Source organism: Planococcus antarcticus DSM 14505, from assembly GCF_001687565.2.
In the GTDB taxonomy this organism is placed as follows: Bacteria; Bacillota; Bacilli; order Bacillales_A; family Planococcaceae; genus Planococcus; species Planococcus antarcticus.
The window spans coordinates 2,140,707-2,158,511 of record NZ_CP016534.2 but is presented as its reverse complement, the minus strand read 5'-3'; the positions used below and the strand labels follow the sequence as shown (position 1 = coordinate 2,158,511).

At 40.7% G+C, this 17,805-nt stretch carries 23 protein-coding genes and 2 pseudogenes; 16 read left to right on the top strand and 9 right to left on the bottom strand.

All coding sequences use genetic code 11. The features are described from left to right. Window positions 1-75: 75 nt before the first annotated feature. The 8 genes and pseudogenes from BBH88_RS19230 to BBH88_RS10830 all read left to right on the top strand — a co-directional run bounded on the left by BBH88_RS19230 (window position 76) and on the right by BBH88_RS10830 (window position 4,099). The gene (locus BBH88_RS19230; RefSeq protein WP_154669156.1) at window positions 76-216 is read left to right on the top strand and encodes a hypothetical protein; all 141 of its coding nucleotides are present in this window, start codon (window positions 76-78) and stop codon (window positions 214-216) included. Next, window positions 217-366 carry a hypothetical protein gene (locus tag BBH88_RS19410; RefSeq protein ID WP_162098196.1) on the top strand — a complete coding sequence of 50 codons (150 nt, stop codon included), beginning with the start codon at window positions 217-219 and terminating at the stop codon, window positions 364-366. Next, complete coding sequence (locus BBH88_RS10855) at window positions 315-647, top strand: NUDIX hydrolase (protein WP_006829935.1); 333 nt, start codon at window positions 315-317, stop codon at window positions 645-647. Before BBH88_RS19410 ends, BBH88_RS10855 begins: the two co-directional genes overlap by 52 nt. A 45-nt stretch (window positions 648-692) precedes the next feature. Then, on the top strand, window positions 693-1,106 hold the full coding sequence (locus BBH88_RS10850) for an HIT family protein (protein WP_006829936.1): 414 nt from the start codon (window positions 693-695) through the stop codon (window positions 1,104-1,106). Between the two features lie 258 nt (window positions 1,107-1,364). Continuing rightward, window positions 1,365-2,621 carry an MFS transporter gene (locus BBH88_RS10845; RefSeq protein WP_006829937.1) on the top strand — a complete coding sequence of 419 codons (1,257 nt, stop codon included), beginning with the start codon at window positions 1,365-1,367 and terminating at the stop codon, window positions 2,619-2,621. Window positions 2,622-2,863: 242 nt separating this feature from the next. Then, window positions 2,864-3,223: a GNAT family N-acetyltransferase gene (locus BBH88_RS10840; RefSeq protein WP_238323304.1), complete on the top strand. Its 360-nt coding sequence runs from the start codon at window positions 2,864-2,866 to the stop codon at window positions 3,221-3,223. A gap of 202 nt (window positions 3,224-3,425) precedes the next feature. Continuing rightward, window positions 3,426-3,683: an ArsR/SmtB family transcription factor gene (locus BBH88_RS10835; RefSeq protein ID WP_065536801.1), complete on the top strand. Its 258-nt coding sequence runs from the start codon at window positions 3,426-3,428 to the stop codon at window positions 3,681-3,683. 29 nt (window positions 3,684-3,712) lie between these two features. Beyond that, window positions 3,713-4,099: pseudogene (locus BBH88_RS10830) on the top strand (VOC family protein). Window positions 4,100-4,162: 63 nt separating this feature from the next. Here BBH88_RS10830 and BBH88_RS10825 read toward each other — a convergent pair. The 3 genes and pseudogenes from BBH88_RS10825 to BBH88_RS10815 all read right to left on the bottom strand — a co-directional run bounded on the left by BBH88_RS10825 (window position 4,163) and on the right by BBH88_RS10815 (window position 6,931). Further along, window positions 4,163-4,684, bottom strand: a complete 522-nt coding sequence (locus tag BBH88_RS10825) for a GNAT family N-acetyltransferase (RefSeq protein WP_006829941.1) — start codon at window positions 4,682-4,684, stop codon at window positions 4,163-4,165. A gap of 412 nt (window positions 4,685-5,096) precedes the next feature. After that, window positions 5,097-6,275: pseudogene (locus BBH88_RS10820) on the bottom strand (MFS transporter). A gap of 77 nt (window positions 6,276-6,352) precedes the next feature. Beyond that, window positions 6,353-6,931: a TetR/AcrR family transcriptional regulator gene (locus BBH88_RS10815; RefSeq protein WP_065536802.1), complete on the bottom strand. Its 579-nt coding sequence runs from the start codon at window positions 6,929-6,931 to the stop codon at window positions 6,353-6,355. Window positions 6,932-7,098: 167 nt separating this feature from the next. Here BBH88_RS10815 and BBH88_RS10810 point away from each other — a divergent pair, with 167 nt between their 5' ends. Beyond that, window positions 7,099-7,575, top strand: coding sequence for an immunoglobulin-like domain-containing protein (locus BBH88_RS10810; protein ID WP_006829943.1), 477 nt, complete (start codon window positions 7,099-7,101; stop codon window positions 7,573-7,575). A 77-nt stretch (window positions 7,576-7,652) separates the two neighbouring features. Here BBH88_RS10810 and BBH88_RS10805 read toward each other — a convergent pair whose 3' ends face one another. The 4 genes from BBH88_RS10805 to BBH88_RS10790 form a co-directional block, all read right to left on the bottom strand. After that, on the bottom strand, window positions 7,653-8,018 hold the full coding sequence (locus BBH88_RS10805) for a hypothetical protein (protein ID WP_006829944.1): 366 nt from the start codon (window positions 8,016-8,018) through the stop codon (window positions 7,653-7,655). Further along, the gene (locus tag BBH88_RS10800; RefSeq protein WP_006829945.1) at window positions 8,015-8,203 is read right to left on the bottom strand and encodes a hypothetical protein; all 189 of its coding nucleotides are present in this window, start codon (window positions 8,201-8,203) and stop codon (window positions 8,015-8,017) included. Before BBH88_RS10800 ends, BBH88_RS10805 begins: the two co-directional genes overlap by 4 nt. 30 nt (window positions 8,204-8,233) lie before the next feature. Beyond that, window positions 8,234-8,719, bottom strand: coding sequence for a flavodoxin domain-containing protein (locus BBH88_RS10795; protein WP_065536803.1), 486 nt, complete (start codon window positions 8,717-8,719; stop codon window positions 8,234-8,236). 263 nt (window positions 8,720-8,982) lie between these two features. Next, a complete protein-coding gene (locus tag BBH88_RS10790) occupies window positions 8,983-9,192 on the bottom strand; it encodes a heavy-metal-associated domain-containing protein (RefSeq protein ID WP_006829947.1) in 210 nt (69 codons plus the stop codon). Window positions 9,193-9,606: 414 nt separating this feature from the next. Between BBH88_RS10790 and BBH88_RS10785 the strand changes: the two genes are divergently transcribed. Further along, the gene (locus BBH88_RS10785) at window positions 9,607-11,508 is read left to right on the top strand and encodes a heavy metal translocating P-type ATPase (RefSeq protein WP_065536804.1); all 1,902 of its coding nucleotides are present in this window, start codon (window positions 9,607-9,609) and stop codon (window positions 11,506-11,508) included. A gap of 180 nt (window positions 11,509-11,688) precedes the next feature. Here the strand turns inward: BBH88_RS10785 and BBH88_RS10780 are convergent, their stop codons facing one another. Further along, window positions 11,689-12,489: a TIGR00266 family protein gene (locus BBH88_RS10780; RefSeq protein WP_006829949.1), complete on the bottom strand. Its 801-nt coding sequence runs from the start codon at window positions 12,487-12,489 to the stop codon at window positions 11,689-11,691. Window positions 12,490-12,601: 112 nt separating this feature from the next. Between BBH88_RS10780 and BBH88_RS10775 the strand changes: the two genes are divergently transcribed. The 3 genes from BBH88_RS10775 to BBH88_RS10765 all read left to right on the top strand — a co-directional run bounded on the left by BBH88_RS10775 (window position 12,602) and on the right by BBH88_RS10765 (window position 14,937). Continuing rightward, window positions 12,602-13,129, top strand: a complete 528-nt coding sequence (locus tag BBH88_RS10775) for a cupin domain-containing protein (protein ID WP_006829950.1) — start codon at window positions 12,602-12,604, stop codon at window positions 13,127-13,129. A 37-nt stretch (window positions 13,130-13,166) separates the two neighbouring features. Further along, the gene (locus BBH88_RS10770) at window positions 13,167-13,412 is read left to right on the top strand and encodes a hypothetical protein (protein WP_006829951.1); all 246 of its coding nucleotides are present in this window, start codon (window positions 13,167-13,169) and stop codon (window positions 13,410-13,412) included. Window positions 13,413-14,427: 1,015 nt separating this feature from the next. Then, a complete protein-coding gene (locus BBH88_RS10765) occupies window positions 14,428-14,937 on the top strand; it encodes a hypothetical protein (RefSeq protein WP_006829952.1) in 510 nt (169 codons plus the stop codon). Between the two features lie 269 nt (window positions 14,938-15,206). Here the strand turns inward: BBH88_RS10765 and BBH88_RS10760 are convergent, their stop codons facing one another. Next, a complete protein-coding gene (locus BBH88_RS10760) occupies window positions 15,207-15,851 on the bottom strand; it encodes an SDR family oxidoreductase (protein WP_065536805.1) in 645 nt (214 codons plus the stop codon). Between the two features lie 192 nt (window positions 15,852-16,043). On the opposite strand from BBH88_RS10760, the gene BBH88_RS10755 reads away from it, so the two are divergent. From BBH88_RS10755 to BBH88_RS10745, 3 genes are read left to right on the top strand one after another with little or no spacing between them, the layout of a single operon-like run. Next, on the top strand, window positions 16,044-16,250 hold the full coding sequence (locus BBH88_RS10755) for a hypothetical protein (protein WP_006829954.1): 207 nt from the start codon (window positions 16,044-16,046) through the stop codon (window positions 16,248-16,250). 20 nt (window positions 16,251-16,270) lie between these two features. Continuing rightward, complete coding sequence (locus tag BBH88_RS10750; protein ID WP_006829955.1) at window positions 16,271-17,281, top strand: S66 family peptidase; 1,011 nt, start codon at window positions 16,271-16,273, stop codon at window positions 17,279-17,281. A gap of 15 nt (window positions 17,282-17,296) precedes the next feature. Continuing rightward, complete coding sequence (locus BBH88_RS10745) at window positions 17,297-17,794, top strand: GNAT family N-acetyltransferase (protein ID WP_006829956.1); 498 nt, start codon at window positions 17,297-17,299, stop codon at window positions 17,792-17,794. Window positions 17,795-17,805 lie beyond the last annotated feature (11 nt).

Sequence of the window (17,805 nt, the reverse complement as noted above, 5' to 3'; positions counted from 1 at the left end):
GAGAGACAAAATCGACATTTTCAGTGGCATACATTAATTTTTAGAGCCAACTTTACGGAGGCGACATCGAAAGGCATGGATTACGATTTTGCCGAGGGATTTTTAGTTTTGCAAACAAAAGGTGATATTCCGCAAACAACCGCTGAAATTGCGAAAATAAAGCCTGCCATCCCGCAAGTAAATTCAGTTTTGCGGATTCCGAAAGGAGAATTTTAAGTGAATAATGAAAGAAAAGCCTGGATTGGTGCTGCTGGAGTTGTTGTGGCACAACAAAAAATCCTGATGGTGAAAGAAAAAAAACGAAGAGTTGGAGTGTGCCGTCGGGAGAGATTGAAAAAGGTGAAACAACTGAACAGGCATGTGTAAGAGAGGGTTGGGAAGAAACTGGATTCAAGGTCAAAGTCAAACAGGCCATTTACACCAAAACTCTTGTCAACGGAAATTACGATGTGACTACTTATTACTTTCTTTGTGAAATCACTGAAGGACAAATTTCTTATGAAGATCCGGATGAAGAGATTGAAGAAATTGCCTGGAAAACATCCGAAGATCTTTTAACGATGCAGCATGATTATCCTGAAGATCAGGAAATGTTGCTTTCTTTTTTGGACAGAGATGTATCAGAAGTTGGCTCGATACAAAAATAAAAGCAACTGAAAATTGTGAAAAGAAATTTGAAAGGTGGATAAAACATGTCTTACGAAGCACACTGCCCGTTTTGCAACCCGTATAAAGACCATAATCAACAAATTGTATTTGAGAATACAACCTGTTATTTTTTACAGTATGACGAGCAGCAGGATGTGCTGGAGGGAAGTGGCGTAATTGTCCCGAAGCAACATCGTGCAGTCACTTTTGACTTAACAAAAGAGGAATGGAACGATACATACGACTTGCTGCAAAAAGCTAAAGAATACATAGACGCAACATATTCACCAGATGGCTTCACTCTAGGGTGGAATGTTGGAGAAGCTTCGAATCAGTCTATTCACCATAGTCATTTCCATGTTATTCCTCGCTATAATGATGAGCCGTTAGCCGGAAAGGGATTGCGTCATTGGTTGAAGCAACCGGAGAATAGAAGGACAAAGAAGAGTGGCAACTAAAGAAAGGAATGCAAGGAGAAATTGCAGTAGAGTGATTGTTCCGAGCTCGAAAGACTGAAATTTTTACATTCTGCAAACAAACCTAAAATTTCCGCAAACAAAGTTCAATACCCTGCAAACAAACATGATTATTGTTTAGTAGCATCGAGCTATCACTTTTAATTCAATATAAAATGAACGAAATGATACGTAAGAGCTATTAGGACAAGCTAAAAAACATTTCGGGTCATTGAAGTCTACAATTGGAGGAGGAGTTGGTTGAAACTGAATTTAAAAGAATGGAAGGTACCGGTCATTTTACTGGGTTCTCTGGGAATTGCTAGTATCGGCGATTTTATTTATCTGATTGCAATTAATATCATCGTTTATCAAATGACAGGATCTGCGGCTGCAGTAGCAGGTTTGTGGGTGGTCAGTCCATTAACCAACATTGTGACAAAGTTTTGGACAGGCAGCTTTATAGATTACCGGAGTAAGAAAAATATAGTGGTGGTGACATTCATTTTAAGAGCGGCTTTTATCGCAATGATTCCTTTTGCGGCTACTCTTTTTGCAGTGTACACGATTCTCGTTCTGCTGAGCATTGCTAAATCGTTTTTTGGACCGGCGTCCATGACCTATGTCGCGGTGCTGGTCTCTCCGCAAAAGAGAAAGCGATTCAACTCATTGTGGTCATTTACATCTTCTGGCGCTTTTATCATCGGGCCGGCTATAGGGGGATCGCTTATTTTGTTGACCAATATTTCAGTGACCTTATGGCTGAACGCCGGGTTCTTTTTGGTTGCTGCACTTCTTTTGATCCTTTTGCCGGAAACCGAAAAAAATCAACAAGAAAAGATTCCTGCTTTGACTCTTTCTCAAGTAGCCAAAGATTTTACAGTCGTATTTGATTTTATGAACGGCAGGAAATATGTTTCAGTGATTTATCTAGGGTTTTTAACAGTTATGCTGTTTTCCTTTGCCATGGATGCTCAAGAGGTTGTCTTCACCCAGCAAGTGATAGGCCTGTCTGAAATAGAATACAGTCTGCTCATCAGTATCACAGGCATCGGTTCAGTGAGTGGTGCGCTGTTGCTTTCTCTGTTTGCAAATAAGATTTCGATTCGCTACATGATTGTCATAGGAATGCTGATGATGACGGCCGGTTATGTCGTTTATGCATTTTCCTGGTCTTTCGCATCCGTTACAGTGGGCTTTGTCATCCTCGGGTTTTTTAACGTTTTCGTAAATGCAGGAATCATGACATTCTATCAAAACAATGTTCCGGTTTCCATTATGGGCAGAGTGACGAGTATCTTTGGTCTGATCCAAAGTTTTTTTCAAATCTTTTTTATCCTAGCCATTGGCTTGCTGGCTGATTTTATTTCTTTAAAGTTAACAATCGGCTCACTTGCAATAATCATGCTAATTACCACTGTGTTGTACACCGTAGCTGTTTTAAATCCGAAGTATTCCAGTTGGTACGAGGAAGAGGAGAGGGAGTCTCAAGAAAAGTTAGCTTCAATTAATGGATAATCGCATTTTTTTGAGGAATCTTATTTGAAGTTTTACATAAGTCTACTGTGTAGTTTTGCATAAGGCTACAGCTTATAAGGAATTTTTATGAAATGGAGTTTCTTCTTGAAGCGGCCGGCGTCTATTACTTGGACATATACGTGGGAAATAACAGCTCAATCGACAATAACACGCCAGCAAATTATTGGTGGTAGACATCGTGAATAGCAACAACATCATTCAAATAAAAGGAGAAATGAAAGGTGCAAATAGAAACTAAAAGACTCAAAATGATTCCGAGTGACAGCCATTCTGTCTCACTGATGGCAACTCAAAATTATGATAACGGTCCTGAAGTTGCCAATCATGTGAAAGAACTGGCGGACGATCCGACTTTATATGGCTGGGGAAGCTGGTTGGTTCTGCGGAAATCTGATGACGTGTTTCTTGGAGATGCGGGTTTCAAAGGAAAACCGAACGCTAAACGAGAAGTAGAAATCGGTTATGGGTTTCTTGAATCTTTTTGGCGTAGGGGTTATGGAACTGAAGCGGTTGGAGGGCTTATAGATTGGGCTTTTAATACGATGGCGGTAGAAAAAAATTGCAGAAACAAATTTGGATAATGTCGGTTCCATACGCATATTGGAAAAAGTAGGGATGGAAAAGGTGAAGAATACGGATGATGTGATTTACTGGGAATTAACCAAGCAACAGTACCAGACAAGATAGTCAAAAGACCGAATGCCTAGGATGTTTGGTCTTTCATCATTCTTTACATGCAACTAAATAGTTGCGTATAATCGGTGCATGTAGAACAAAGACGTAATATTCAAAGCACTCAATGACTCGACACGGCGATTAATACAGGACGAACTGTCCAAACATAATGAAATGACTTTATACGAACTAACAGTTCGCCTGATTACGAAGCACAATCTCGTTATTTCTCGGCAGGCAATCGCAAAACACCTCTCCATATTAGATGAAGCAGAGCTGGTGAAATCAACTAGAAAGGGGAAGTGCCAGGTGCTAACTTTCAACAAAAAAACATTGGAAAATTTGCTTGAGGATTGGATCAAGTAGTTAACACATATCAAAGGAGGCAAATCAGTATGAACATCATCGTAACCAGTCTATTTGTTGAAGATCAAGACGAGGCATTGAAATTCTATTCGGAAACGCTCGGCTTTGTGAAAAAGCACGATTTACCTATATGAGAATTCAGGTGGATTACAGTTGTGTCTCCAGACAATCAACAAGGAACAGAGCTTGTGCTTGAACCGAACGTTCATCCGGCCGCCAAAGAATACCAACAGAAGATTTTCGCGGAAGGCGTTCCGGCTACGATGTTTGGCGTAGATGATGTCCAAAAAGAGTATGAGCGATTGCTTGAACACGGTGTAATTTTCACTGTAGTGCCGACAGAAATGGGCACTGTCAAAATAGCTGTTTTCGATGACACGTGCGGCAATCTGATTCAGCTAACGCAAATGCTCTAGCCGTAGCAATAAGCAAAAACCGCCCTTTAGCTAAAGGACGGTTTTCTTTTTATACAACACGATTTAAAGTTTCTCCAGCACTTTGTCTAGATTCTCCCACTCATAGATCAATTCGTTTAGTATTTTTTCATCAAATTTCAGCTGAACTGTATGGATCAGTTTTGCTCCATAATACTCATAGAAAAATCGTGTTTTATTGTCTTCTAGCACTTCCACAAAGATTCTCTCATAATCTAATTGTTTGAAGTGCAGGAACAAATTTTTCAACAACATTTTTCCAATGCCTTGCCCTTGATAATCTTCAAGCAAGTAAATAGAAGTCAAATCGCCCGATCTGTCGACTCTATTGGTGTCTCTCTTTGCAGCAGTGCCAAAGCCAACGATAGTGCCTTCATCAGTCTCTGCAACTAGTACATAATTTCCTTTTTCTGCAAGGTTTTGCTCCCATAATGCAGTCCGCTTTTTATAGGATAAACTATTTAGAAAGCCACTTGGCAAAATGTCTTTATAAGTTGTTCTCCAGCTATCCACGTGTACTTTTGCTATGGCCGGTGCATCTCTTAGTTCGGCTTTGCGTATCTTCATATACTCACTCCTACTTAAAGAAATTTCGTAAACAAATCATAGCATACATAGCTATACGAATTGATGGTGAGCGAGAGGTAAAAAAATTTAACGAAGCAATCTATCCGTACTGTAATCTTACTAAAGATCTCAATTAAAAAATCACAATTGAAAATAAACGCTGTTATTTCTCCAGCTCGATCAATACCTAGTTATTTTAGAAATCGTAGGAGTGAATGTGCCGAACTTTAGCGAGGGGATTTCCGATTGTGCAAACAAAACATGATATTCCGCAAACAAACGCTGGAATTCCGCAAACTACACCCACTATCTCGCAAACAAACACGAATTCTCCAAGCCAGATAGTTAATACACCCCCCCACCAGAAAACAAATGAAGATCGTTTCCTGCTGGGAGTTAATTAAAAGAAGGTTTAGATCCTTTTTGGTTCTGAAAACGCTGGACGTTTCCATAAATACGTCAATGCAATTCCTACTGCTAAGACGACTGTAGCAAAATAGAACGGATAGTTTAAATCGATGTCGAACAGGATGCCTCCAATAATCGGACCGAAGATATTGCCGATGCTTGTAAACATGGAGTTCATTCCACCAGCAAAGCCTTGTTCATTCCCGGCAATTCGTGACAGATAAGTGGTGACAGCGGGACGCATCAAGTCGAAGCCGACAAACACGACCATGGTTACGAGCAAAATTGACCAATAACTCGTAACGAATGTCATAATAAATACCAGAATGGTTGACACAAGAAGACTATAACGAATTAAGCGGATTTCACCGAGCCACCGCGTCAGTTTATCAAATAGACCTACTTGAAAAATGACTCCGACAATTGCGCCGAGTGATATGATAACGGCGATATCTTTTGCCGTAAAGCCGAACTTGTGATCAACGAATAAAGCGAACAGCGATTCGAATGCGGCCAGACCAAATGACGATATGAGGATAACCATAAAGGCGATAAAATACATCGGCGAAAAAATTCGCTTCCATCCTGATTTTGGCAGGGGCTGGTGTTTTTCCTCAACTTCGTAACTGCGATTTGGTTCTTTTCATGTGATAAGTGACAAAATCGTCGCAAACAAACCGAATCCTGCTGCAAAGAAGAAGGGAAGTCTTGTGCTGATATCAGCTAAGAAACCACCAATTCCTGGACCGATGATAAAGCCGGTAGAAATCGCCGCAGACATATAACCTAAAGCTTTTGGTCGCGTGCTGCTTGTCGTAATGTCGGCAATATAAGCAGTAACAGCCGGCATAATAAAGGCTGCACTGACACCCCCGAGAATACGAGAGGCAAACAGCACTTCTACCGTTTCACCAATACCGAATAAAAATTCGGAAATACTGAAGATTAACAGACCGATAATGATCATCGGCTCACGACCGACATTATCTACCCATCGCCCAGCAATAGGTGAGGCGACGAGCTGGGCTAAAGCAAAAGCAGAAACCATATAGCCGACAACGGTTCCTGAAATGCTTAATTCGTTCATAATGGTCGGGGTTACTGGAATGACCAGTCCAATCCCTAGAAATGCGATAAATGGATTGAGTAGTAAAGTTGAAAGAACTAATTTATTTGTTTTCATGTAGTGATCTCCTTTTAATCTTCGTGCTTAATAGGTGTTTCTAGTCTGTTGTGGGCAGAATGAAATCCATCCGTATATTAATTGATTAAGCCGCGCCAAAAAATCGGCCAGATAGCTTGAAGTCGCTTTTCGTATCGTTCGATGCCGCTGTAGACAAGTTCAGACATCGTTCCTTCGATTACGGTCAGATAAGCTAACGCTGTATTTGAAAAATCCACAGAATGTAACACGTTTTCATAGCGATGTCTTTCTCGTAATATCCGAGTAAGATGCTGATGCATCGTGTCAAAAAATGGATTAAACAACTCACCGACTTCTTTTTCTAATTTAAGTGGTGGAAAATAAGCAACACGCAAGATGAACTTCGTTCGTTCATTGTCTCTGCTTTCTTTTGCCAACCATTCAAAATAACCCAATAACAGAGATTCCAAAGATTCTTCTCGCATGGAATCAAAATAGCTTGCCAATTGAATTTTTTGAGTATGAAACGAGTACTGCAATGCAGATAAAAATAAATTGTCTTTTCCTTTGTAATGGGCATAAATCGATGGTTTTTTGATTCCTACTTCTTCAGCGATTTTGCTGAGTGAAGCACCTTCGTAGCCTTCTTTAGCAAAATGGCTTATAGCAGTTTGGAGAATAAGATCAGCTTTCATTTCTTCACCTTCCTAACGATCGTTAGGTTATAATTTCGCGGGCTAATTTTTTTATCAATCCCTTATTTTTAAAATTTAACGTTGCATATATTGGCTTTCTACAGACTTGATATGCGTCAAAGTAATCTGGCAATTGAGGAGTTATGCTAAAGATAGAGGTGGAAATTATGAAAAAAATAATAGGGCTCGCGCTTATTGCGGTTTTGTTCGCAGCTTGTGGTGTAGAACCACCGATGACGACTTTGACAGATCCGTCGCCCGATCAAGAAATGGCTTCCAGTAAATCGGGGCTGTCGCTGCTTCTGGATGAGCAAATTTTTGCAGAAACGCCTTCTGTTATTGTCACAACTATTAAGAATGACAGTATGCAGGACTTTGGTTTCGGAGAATATTTTCATATTGAATTTAAAAAAGACGGTGAATGGTATATTTTGACTCATTCTGATGCTGTATTTATTAATAACCCGAATATGACTGACTTTGGTAATGTGTTATCAGCCGGACAAAAAACAACTATGGTATTTTCTATTGAAAAATTAGGGATTGTTTTAGTTCCAGGTGAGTATCGACTTGTCAAAACCTTTTTGACACAAGAACAAGCTTTTTTTGAAATCTCGATTGCGTCAGCGTTTGCTGTAGAATAATTTTGGCCATCAAAAAACGTCTATTCAGCGCCTTTGACGGCAATGAATAGGCGTTTTTATGGATTATCTAGTCTTCTTCAATAGAGTACATGACCTGTTCCTGCATTGCCGCCTCTTGTAATATCACGAGGTCTTTTATGCGTTTTTTCGGAATGTCGATAATAACTTGTATCGATTACGGTTTTTACTTTCCAAATCATCCACACGCCAAATCCGACTTGCAAAACAACCAGTACCAGGTAAGTTGGATTGGAGAATGTCTCGACGGTGACAAAGAAAAGAGTCAGAGCAATCGTTTGGATGATTACAAACCTAGCTGCACCCATCACGATTGATGCGAAAAGAACCAAAATTCCGATAATCAAAAAGGCACTATGCTCATGCAAAAGCGTATCAAAGGTAAAATCAACGGATAAAGCTGAAATTAACTGAAGCGCATTCATTTTATTTCTTCTCCTTTCTTGGGTAATTCAACAGATAAATCAAAAGACGGAGATTGGTATTTTTCTTTTAGTTTCCTGTGAACTTTCGTGTACTTTGGATTAATCGTACCCCCGCTTAATCCTTCATCAATCATACGATCTATTTCTTGAATGCAATCACAGCTACCGGACTGTTGTTTTTTCATTATTGTTTCCTCCTTTTTTTGAAGTGTAAATTAAACATTTCTGGTTTCTTTAAGGGAAATTAGATTTAAAGTAGTTTGTTGAAACTCATCTGCTAGTTTTTTGATGGATTGCAAGTCTTCTTGCGTGTCAGGAGACAAGTCGATTTTGACGGAATGTTGGATTACTTGAGCATTTTGCTGCGTAAATTCCATTTTCATCAAATCAACTGCTGAACAGAATTGTTCGTAAGCAGTATCACCTGATCCGAAAACACCGACCACTTTGCCGGTTAAATCGACGGTTCGCAGCGTGTCACAAAAAATATCTGTTTCAAAAGGAAGATCTCCATCGTCGTACGTATAGGTACCAAATAGAATACCGTCAAATTGAAGCAAGTGTCGAGTTTCCATATCACCCATTTCAAAATTCTCCGAAGTCACTTTACACATCCTTGAATCCAGTTGCTTTTCCAGTAAATCGGCTATTTCTTCTGTATGACCAGTAGAGCTGGTGTAGAGAATGAGCACTTGTAACATAGCAATCACTCCTGATTCTGACTTATCTTCTATCTTTAGTTTATCGCGAATTTCTAAAGAAAAACTTGATGTACATCAAGTTAAGAAGAAATGCTAATAACTATTTTGAAATCGAATCCATCATGAAAGTAGTGTCTGACCTGTCTCTGTCTGCTGCTAATAAAACTATAAGAAAAGGTGCGAAATTAAAAATCAGCAAAGAAAATAATTCTTTGCTGATTTTTTTATTTAGTTGATTAGTGACGCCAACTGGTTCACTGCTGCTAAGCCACCACTGGATAACCGAGTTTCTCGATGACCTTCTTCAATTCCTCGGAAGTCACTTTGTCTTTATCAAAAACCGTCTTTACTTTACTGGAATTAAATAATACTTTTACTTCTTCCACACCGTCCATTTTTTCGACTTTCCCTTCAATTTTTTTAATACAAGAAGGGCAAGTCAAAGGTTCTAATTGGAATTTAACTAAAGTCATTTAGATCATTCCTTTCTTTTACTACCTTCAGCATAGGATTTCCAATTGAGTACTTCCTTGACCCACGTCAACTTACTCCATGTATATTGCAACAATTTATGTGTATTCATTTCTAAAAAATCAGAGGATCTGGTAAGTAACTATATATTTCAGTCCGTCGATATTTCGCAAACCAGCTCCTAAGAACACATACTCCTGAATCGCTGCGCATGCTTTGTCCCAAAGCTATTGTCCGAACTCTCTTCATTAATGACTTTTCTGCTTGTAAAGATCTAAGAATCTAAAGTTGAAACAAATTCTTTCTCTTAGCTATCCAATACTTGATGGACGTCAATTTATAAAAAAATGAATTGATTTAATATAAAGATATCTAGACATGAGTCATAAAAATATGGAAAGAGGAGCTGAGGGAAGATGTTTGCACTTGTTCATAAAAATAAAAAAACAATCACATTTGTAGCAGGTTTCTTACTGATCTTGGCGTTGGTGCTTCATCTTACGGGCTATACGGATATGCGGCAAACTGTTTTAATCTTTGCAACAGTCATCGCGGGAATTCCAATTGCCATTAAATCGTTTCAAGCATTAAAGATGAAGGCATTCAGTATTGAAATGCTCGTGACAATCGCTGTAATAGGGGCATTGGTTATCGGAGAATATGTAGAATCGGCAGTTGTAACATTCTTGTTCTTGTTCGGTGATTACTTGGAAGTGCATACTTTAGAAAAAACTCGGTCGTCATTAAAAAAATTAGTGGATATGGCACCACAAGAAGCAACTGTCATTCGTGAAGGCATCGAAGCAACCGTACCCGTAGAAGAAGTCATTGAAGGAGATCAAGTCATCATTCGGACAGGCGGAAAAGTGCCAGTAGATGGAAAAATCATTAGCGGACACGCTTCATTGAATGAAGCTGCCATTACTGGAGAATCCATACCAGCCTCGAAAAAGCAAGGAGATAAAGTATTTAGCAGTGCAGTCATTGATTCAGGATATATCGAAATCATTGCTGAAAAAGTCGGAGATGATACAACATTCGCAAAAATCATTGAATTGGTAGAAGAAGCACAGGAATCAAAATCCAAAACAGAAAAATTTTTAAATAAGTTTGCAAATGTTTATACACCTGCAGTCGTGGTTCTGTCGATTGTGGTGTATGTCTTAACAAGAGATTTTCATTTAGCAATTACATTTCTAGTGATCGCTTGTCCAGGCGCATTGATTATTGGGGCACCGGTTTCTAGTGTGGCTGGTATCGGTAACGGCGCGAAAAATGGCGTTCTCATTAAAGGCGGAGAAGTGATGGACCGTTTCTCTAAAGTCGATACAGTCGTATTCGATAAAACCGGTACTTTGACCAAAGGCAAGCCGGAAGTAACAGCTATTAAAGTTTTTGATCTGTATAAAGAGCAAGAGTTGCTTCGGTTAGTCGCTCAAGTGGAAATGGTTTCTGAACATCATCTTGGTAAAACGATTGTTAAAGAAGCTGAGTTACAGAAAATAGCGTTAAATAGACAGCCACAAGCAGTCAGAGTCATCAAAGGCAACGGACTAGCTGCCATTGTGGACGAAAGACAGATAGTAATCGGTAACCGAAAACTCATGAACGCTGAAAAAATTAACATATCAAAAGAAATAGAAGCATATGCAGTAAAGCGGGAAAAAGCTGGGAACACTGCTGTTTTTGCTGCTGTGGATGGAGCAGTGGCTGGAATCTTCTCAATTGCCGACCAAATCCGTGAAGATGCGGTACCTGCACTAGCGCAGATGCGGTCAAATGGTATTCAGAAAATGGTCATGTTAACAGGCGATAATCAGCATACTGCGGAGCTGGTCGCTATAGCTCTCGGACTGGATGAGTTCCATGCGGAATTGCTACCTGAAGACAAAGTCGCATTCGTGAAGCAATTAAAACAGCAGGGTCATGTAGTCGCGATGGCAGGGGACGGGGTCAATGATGCGCCAGCAATTGCCACTGCAGATATCGGACTTGCAATGGGCGAAGGCGGTACTGACATCTCAATGGAAACTGCGGATGTCGTATTGATGGCTGACAAATTGATGCAGTTTTCCCATGCTTATTCGTTATCCAAAGCCACAATCCGGAATATGAAACAAAATACTTTCTTTGCAGTTGGTATTGTTGCCGTTCTTTTGGGCGGTGTACTAATGGGGTCCATTCATTTGGCGTCCGGCATGTTCATACATGAAGCCAGTGTATTGATTGTTATCTTAAATGCAATGAGACTACTCGGTTTTAATCGACAGAATATGAAAACTCAAAAACCATTAGAGCCTGTCAATGCTGAAATTTAAGCGACCCCAGATCTATTGGTATTCTGTATTCTGAGATTCAACTTATACAGTAAAAAAACTGAAACATGAAAAAGTTGATTGATTTTTTAAAAATCAATCAACTTTTTATTTGATTTTTGCGTATATATTTCATGGCCAGCTTAAAGTTTTCTTATCATGAAAGTACTCTTGTTTTAAAACTTATCTTCCACCCAACAAGTCAAACAGACCACCAGCAGCACTGCCTTCACCTTTTGAGCGACCAGCGGGGTTTTGCGGAGCAGCTGCAAATACACGGCTTGCCAGACGGCTGAATGGCATCGACTGGATCCAGACACTGCCAGGTCCACGAAGTGTCGCTAGGAACAAACCTTCTCCGCCAAACAAGGCTGTTTTAATGCCCGGTACAGTTTCAATGTTGTAGTCAACGTCTCCAGTCATCGCCACCAAACAGCCGGTATCGACGCGCAGCACTTCGCCTTTTTGAAGGTTTTTGCGGTAAATGGTACCACCGGCATGGACGAATGCTAAACCATCGCCTTCTAGTTTTTGCATGATAAAGCCTTCTCCACCAAAAAATCCTGCGCCCAATTTGCGTTGGAATTCAATACCGATTGAGACACCTTTAGCGGCAGCTAAAAAAGAATCTTTTTGGCAAATAATTTTACCGTTCATCATGCTCAAGTCCATAGGAATAATTTTGCCCGGGTAAGGCGCAGCAAAAGAGACGTGGCGTTTACCAGTTCCGTTGTTAGTGAAGGTTGTCATGAACAGGCTCTCACCAGTGATGATCCGTTTTCCCGCTCCCATCAGTTTGCCCATTAAGCCACTGCCTCCGGAACTTTTAGAGCCATCGCCGAAAATCGTTTCCATGGTGATGCCATCTTCCATCATCATCAAGGCGCCTGCTTCTGCAACAACGGTTTCTGACGGATCCAGTTCTACTTCCACGAACTGCATATCGTCTCCGTGCAGTTTAAAATCGATTTCATGATTATTCATCCTTTATTCCTCCTCGTTTCTCTATGGTTTTATGTTATATAATGAATACGTCTCTAGACATAGAAAGTTTCACAATTGTCATGCAACGAAAAAAGGAATGGAGATGGACATGATGAATGCAGAAGATTGGATCACCCATTTAGATATGACTGCTCATCCCGAAGGTGGCTACTATAAGCAGTCGTTCGTTTCTCCTGAAAAAATCATGACAGCCGAACATTCGGGAGAGCGAAACCTGTACACAAGTATTTATTTTTTGCTGCGATCACAGGATGTCTCTCATTTTCATCGGTTAAAATCGGATGAACTTTGGTATTTTCATGCGGGCCATGCTGTTACGGTGCATATCCTGGATGCGGAAGGAAATTATCGTGCTGAAAAGCTGGGACTGGATTTAGCAGCAGAAGAACGGCCGCAGGTGCTAGTTGAAAAAGGCAGTATTTTCGGCTCGACAGTTGAAGCAAAAAATACATTTTCATTAGTTGGCTGCATGGTGTCTCCGGGCTTTGACTTTGCTGATTTTGAATTATTGCCGCAGTCGGAGCTACTCGAACTTTATCCCGAGCAAGAGCAAGTCATCAAAAAAATGGCTTATAGAAAAGTTCCGGGCACTCTATCGGATACAAAGGATAAATGCTAGACTTATGGAAAACAAAGCAAAAGGGTGAGGGAGAACGATGGGGAGTTTTTTATTGATTTTAATTATTGCTGTGGCGATTTTTGTAGGCATCGCTTCCAAGAAATATTACGACAAGCCGTACATTGTGAATTTTGGCATCGCCATGATGATGGCCTTATTGGTCATCCAGACATTTCAATTAACGCCAATTGGTGGACTCGGCTATACCGCAATCATTTTTTGTTCGATTGCGTTTGTGTTTCAGGTAGTTATGGGCATTAGGAACCTTAAAACAGCATCATAATGGTACGGAAAACGTTGGTCTATGATGGAGTAGCTCATTTTTTAATCGCAAAACCCGACATTCAGCACCGCTTTTAGTGGTGCTTTTTGCATGTCTTTATTTAAGCAGTAAAGTTCGTTAGCGAATTTACTCAAATAAATAAAAAAAACAGCTCTCGCTAAATATGGTTACTATGCTGGATTAAATCTCCACCTCTTTCAGCAAAGAATATTGTGATATTTCTTTAGACTCGGTCCCTTAAACCAGGTTGAAAAGTTGAGTTTTAATTCACCATTTAAAGTTTACCCAAGCCTATATAAGTTGAATTAAAGAAATAGCTTTTTCAGCTCAATGAGGTAGGGAAACGAAGAAATCGCTCCAGACGGACGCTTTGGGCCCACAAAATGTGGGTCATGCAACTGGCGCGACAGGACGTCGCGGTGCCAGTTGCCAAGGACGAAGCCCCAGCCTCCTCGTCGCAAGCTCCTCCGGGGTCTCCAGGATGTCGCTTCACTGCTCCAGCAGGAAAGTCATTGAACGAAGGGAGTTCGGGCAATGGCTTTGCGACGAAGCTAGCGCAGCGATGAAGGAGCACATCTTCGCCCTTCGCCGTCTTACACTCTTTCTTCTAAGCATCCTTGAGTAACTAATCATCAGGATACGGAGCAAACCAGCGGAGACTCCTATGAGAGCAACGTAAGCTACATGGAAAGGGGCAGAGTTCGTTCGGTGCCAGCTCTTAGCAACTGATTTGCGGAACATTAACAGGCCGGAATCATTCGTTCAACTTATATACTAACAAATTTGATATGCAACTTTTTTAGTTGGTAGCCGACTAAAACTATGAGGGGATAAGTAATCCCCCAAAAAAATTTTGAGCCCCTGCTTTTTAACTTACCTTCGTCTCTTATTGCTAATTGTTTAATCGATTAAAAAATAGGGCTTGTAAGAAAAGAAAACGTGAGAACAATTTAACAAAAATAGTAAGTAAATATTTGTGATAATGGAAAAACGCACTTTGAAAGTGGGGAGTCCTATGAGAAGAATAATGATTGCAGTGTGTTTACTTTCTCTGTTTTATTTTCCTAAACAAGGCTTTGCTTTATCGTGTGTGGAACCTTCTCAAACAGATGTTTCTTATGATAAATATGACGCGGTGATAATAGGTACAGTTGAAAAAATCAAAGAAAATGGCAACAAAAGAGTTTTAGTGATAGAAGTTGTTAAAAGCTTTAAAGGCGTAAATGAAACTACTATTACAGCAGGAGAAGACATCACTTGGGGTGAAAGCCGGCTGGGCATAGAGTATTTGTATTATCTCAACGAAGAAGGGGGGAAATGGGTGCATCCTCTTTGTTCTCCGACAACAGATAATATTGGGATAGCAGATGAATTTTTAGCTGATAAAGAAGAGATAGCCTTACAGAATGTCGATACTAATGAAATTGAACCAAAAAATACAGTCTTTGTTGTTCTAGTGTTACTAGGGATGGCAACTATAGGGGCTTTTTTCTTGATAAGTAACAGAGGGAAGAAACAACTATAGCAGTAGAATAAATCAAAATTTTACTCGATCACTTTTCTAGTTGAAGAGCATTTTTATGAATATAATGTATTGCTAATTAAGGCAGAAACAGAATCGTTAAATTCCAATTGTCGGAAATCACATCTTTCAAAAAGTAGTTTTTGAGTGATCAACATAAAATAGATGTTCAATTAGACTGCCTAATTGAACATCTATTTCAGCATTATACATAAATTAGCGATCTAAAAAAATACAAGCAGAAGCTTTTTTCGTTGAATACCGAACAGGAACTATAGGCGGTCGAGTGCATCTCCAATATCGTCTTCACCGGAAATGATTTCAAAAGTCTTGTTAAAAGCATGTTCATTATCAAGTGAATGCAGCAGCACGCGGGCCACATCTTCCCGTGGAATTTGGCCGGAATCGAGATTTTCTGTCGCTAAAATTTTGCCGGTACCAGGATCGTTAGTCAGAAGGCCAGGTCGGATGATAGTGTAGACCAATCCACTAGCCCGCAGAATATTGTCGGCGTGGTGCTTGGCTACGTAGTAATGGGCCATGTCTTCTTTCCACATGTCTCGCTTGTCAGCGTTGATGGCACTGATCATGAGAAAGCGCTCAGTGCCAGTTTGTTCTGCCGCTTCAATCGTTTTAGCGGCACCATCTAAATCAATGAGCAAGGTCTTGTCTGCCCCTGTAGCGCCACCGCTGCCAGCTGCAAATACGACTGCCTCGCAATCTTTCATCGCAACCGCAATTTCCTCGACACTGCCTTCGAGGCTGGTTAGAACCGACTCCACATCCAAACTGTTAAAAAAACTAATTTGCTCTTCTTTGCGGATCATCGCCTTTGGTGTATGGTCTTTGCTGTCCACCAGCATTTTTACAAAATGCCGTCCAATTTGTCCATTCGCCCCTACTACCAATACTTTCATCCTGATCAGCCCCTCAAATTTTTCTATTCTCTTTCATCATATACCCTGAGAAGGCTATTTCAAGCGAAGCTTCTCTTGGTTTATTCTGAAAAATGACAATTAGTAAAAAAGGGGACTATATTCTTAAGTTAAGTTTAGTATAATGATAGATATCTTAATAATTTTACTGTTGCTAAATCTAGGAGGAACATAATGGACCCGATGACAGAAACAAAGACGATAAATCTGAAACAAAAGACTCCAAGGCGAGAAACACCACCTGATTTTTCTCAGTTTAAGGGGGAGAGATTGGACAAGGAGCCAAGCCGTGTCCTTGAAATGCTTGGTTATGCGGTGTGGTTCTTTGCAGGAATCGGGATTTTACTGGCTATGATTTTTTCTTTATTTTATTTTGTTTAAACCAAAAGGGGGACTATTGGATGATTCGTTATCCTGCTAACACCTTCAAGACAATCGGTATCACTGCAACATCTTCAGGCGTAGGAACCGAACAGCACGGCATTTTGGAACAGGCAATTGCCCGGCAAAAGCAAAACGGCTTTAATGTAGTGACAGGCGACACCGCGTGGACGCAGGAGCTGGCTAAATCAGCACCTGCCAAAAAACGTGCGGAAGAGTTCATGGACATGATGAACGACCCTGAGATTGATGTAATTATTCCGCCATGGGGCGGTGAACTGTTGATTGAAACACTGGAATATCTGAATTTTAATCAGATGCAGCCAAAATGGGTTCTTGGATATTCAGATCTTAGTATGCTACTGCTGGCCATTACTTTAAAAACCGGGATTGCCACAGCGCATGGCACCAATATCGTGGATTTGCGCGGTGAAATGAGCGACGAAACGACAGGGCGTTGGCTGTCGGTATTGGAAACAGTTGCAGGGGGAACTGTTGCACAGAACTCGTCGATGCATTACCAGAAGGAATGGAATCATTCCAGCCCTTCTCCGGTAATCTTTCATTTAACCGAACCGACCAGTTGGAAAACCGTTTCAGGCATGGAGGAAAACTTCTCAGGTCGTCTACTTGGCGGGTGCATCGATGTGATTCGGCATCTTATCGGAACGCCGTATGGAGAAGTTCAATCCTTCAGAGACCAACACATCCCTGATGAAGAGGTTATCTGGTACTTAGAAAACTGCGAAATGTCCGTTTCGGATTTAAAACGGTCACTGACAGGCATGAAATATGCGGGTTGGTTTAAGAATTGCTCGGGTATTGTATTTGGACGAAGTTCGGCAAATGAGCCGGTCGAGGGGTACACCGTCGAAAAGATGTACCAGGATCTGGCTGAAGATCTCGGCCTGCCAATTGCTTATGATATCGATTTGGGCCATGTACCTCCACAGATCACTTTCGTTAACGGTGCGTATGCAGAAATTAAGGTCAAAGACGGCAAAGGAACTGTAGTACAGAAATTTAACTAATAAGGGTGACTGCTCGTGGAAATTCGGAAACTGACTATCAATGATGCACCGGCGTATTATGATTTGCGCATCGAAGCGTTAAGAGACAGTCCAGACGCTTTTAGTACACAGCTAAAAGATGCCCTCCAAAGGCCTGTTGAAAAGACTGCGGAGAATCTGGCTTTAGAGAATGCCGTTACTTTTGGTGCTTTTAAAGCTGGAAAGCTACTGGGGAATCTGACCTTAGTGCGCAATACAGCACCAAAGCTAAATCACCGAGCATCAGTGGTGGCTGTCTACGTGACGCCTGACGAGAGAGGACACGGACTTGCTGGACGATTGATGCAGGAACTTCTTCAATTCGCCACGAATTGGCAAGGGCTGGAGCGCTTGGATCTGATGGTGGCCAGTGAAAATCTCCCAGCCATCGCGTTGTACGAGCAATGTGGCTTTGAAAAATACGGAACTGAAGTATGGTCAATGAAAACACCGGAAAAATACATTGATGAAAATTTAATGGTAAAATTTATTTAGCGGCAATTTAA

What these genes read in the sequence shown, in the direction of transcription:
- BBH88_RS10825 (WP_006829941.1), bottom strand. Translation starts at nt 4,684, where the DNA reads ATGAAGATACGCAAAGCCGAACTAAGAGATGCACCGGCCATAGCAAAA.
- BBH88_RS10795 (WP_065536803.1), bottom strand. Translation starts at nt 8,719, where the DNA reads ATGTTACAAGTGCTCATTCTCTACACCAGCTCTACTGGTCATACAGAA.
- BBH88_RS10805 (WP_006829944.1), bottom strand. Translation starts at nt 8,018, where the DNA reads ATGAATGCGCTTCAGTTAATTTCAGCTTTATCCGTTGATTTTACCTTT.
- BBH88_RS10750 (WP_006829955.1), top strand. Translation starts at nt 16,271, where the DNA reads ATGATTCGTTATCCTGCTAACACCTTCAAGACAATCGGTATCACTGCA.
- BBH88_RS10775 (WP_006829950.1), top strand. Translation starts at nt 12,602, where the DNA reads ATGAATGCAGAAGATTGGATCACCCATTTAGATATGACTGCTCATCCC.
- BBH88_RS10755 (WP_006829954.1), top strand. Translation starts at nt 16,044, where the DNA reads ATGGACCCGATGACAGAAACAAAGACGATAAATCTGAAACAAAAGACT.
- BBH88_RS10760 (WP_065536805.1), bottom strand. Translation starts at nt 15,851, where the DNA reads ATGAAAGTATTGGTAGTAGGGGCGAATGGACAAATTGGACGGCATTTT.
- BBH88_RS10785 (WP_065536804.1), top strand. Translation starts at nt 9,607, where the DNA reads ATGTTTGCACTTGTTCATAAAAATAAAAAAACAATCACATTTGTAGCA.
- BBH88_RS10780 (WP_006829949.1), bottom strand. Translation starts at nt 12,489, where the DNA reads ATGAATAATCATGAAATCGATTTTAAACTGCACGGAGACGATATGCAG.
- BBH88_RS19230 (WP_154669156.1), top strand. Translation starts at nt 76, where the DNA reads ATGGATTACGATTTTGCCGAGGGATTTTTAGTTTTGCAAACAAAAGGT.
- BBH88_RS10850 (WP_006829936.1), top strand. Translation starts at nt 693, where the DNA reads ATGTCTTACGAAGCACACTGCCCGTTTTGCAACCCGTATAAAGACCAT.
- BBH88_RS10790 (WP_006829947.1), bottom strand. Translation starts at nt 9,192, where the DNA reads ATGACTTTAGTTAAATTCCAATTAGAACCTTTGACTTGCCCTTCTTGT.
- BBH88_RS10815 (WP_065536802.1), bottom strand. Translation starts at nt 6,931, where the DNA reads ATGAAAGCTGATCTTATTCTCCAAACTGCTATAAGCCATTTTGCTAAA.
- BBH88_RS10765 (WP_006829952.1), top strand. Translation starts at nt 14,428, where the DNA reads ATGAGAAGAATAATGATTGCAGTGTGTTTACTTTCTCTGTTTTATTTT.
- BBH88_RS10800 (WP_006829945.1), bottom strand. Translation starts at nt 8,203, where the DNA reads ATGAAAAAACAACAGTCCGGTAGCTGTGATTGCATTCAAGAAATAGAT.
- BBH88_RS10810 (WP_006829943.1), top strand. Translation starts at nt 7,099, where the DNA reads ATGAAAAAAATAATAGGGCTCGCGCTTATTGCGGTTTTGTTCGCAGCT.
- BBH88_RS10770 (WP_006829951.1), top strand. Translation starts at nt 13,167, where the DNA reads ATGGGGAGTTTTTTATTGATTTTAATTATTGCTGTGGCGATTTTTGTA.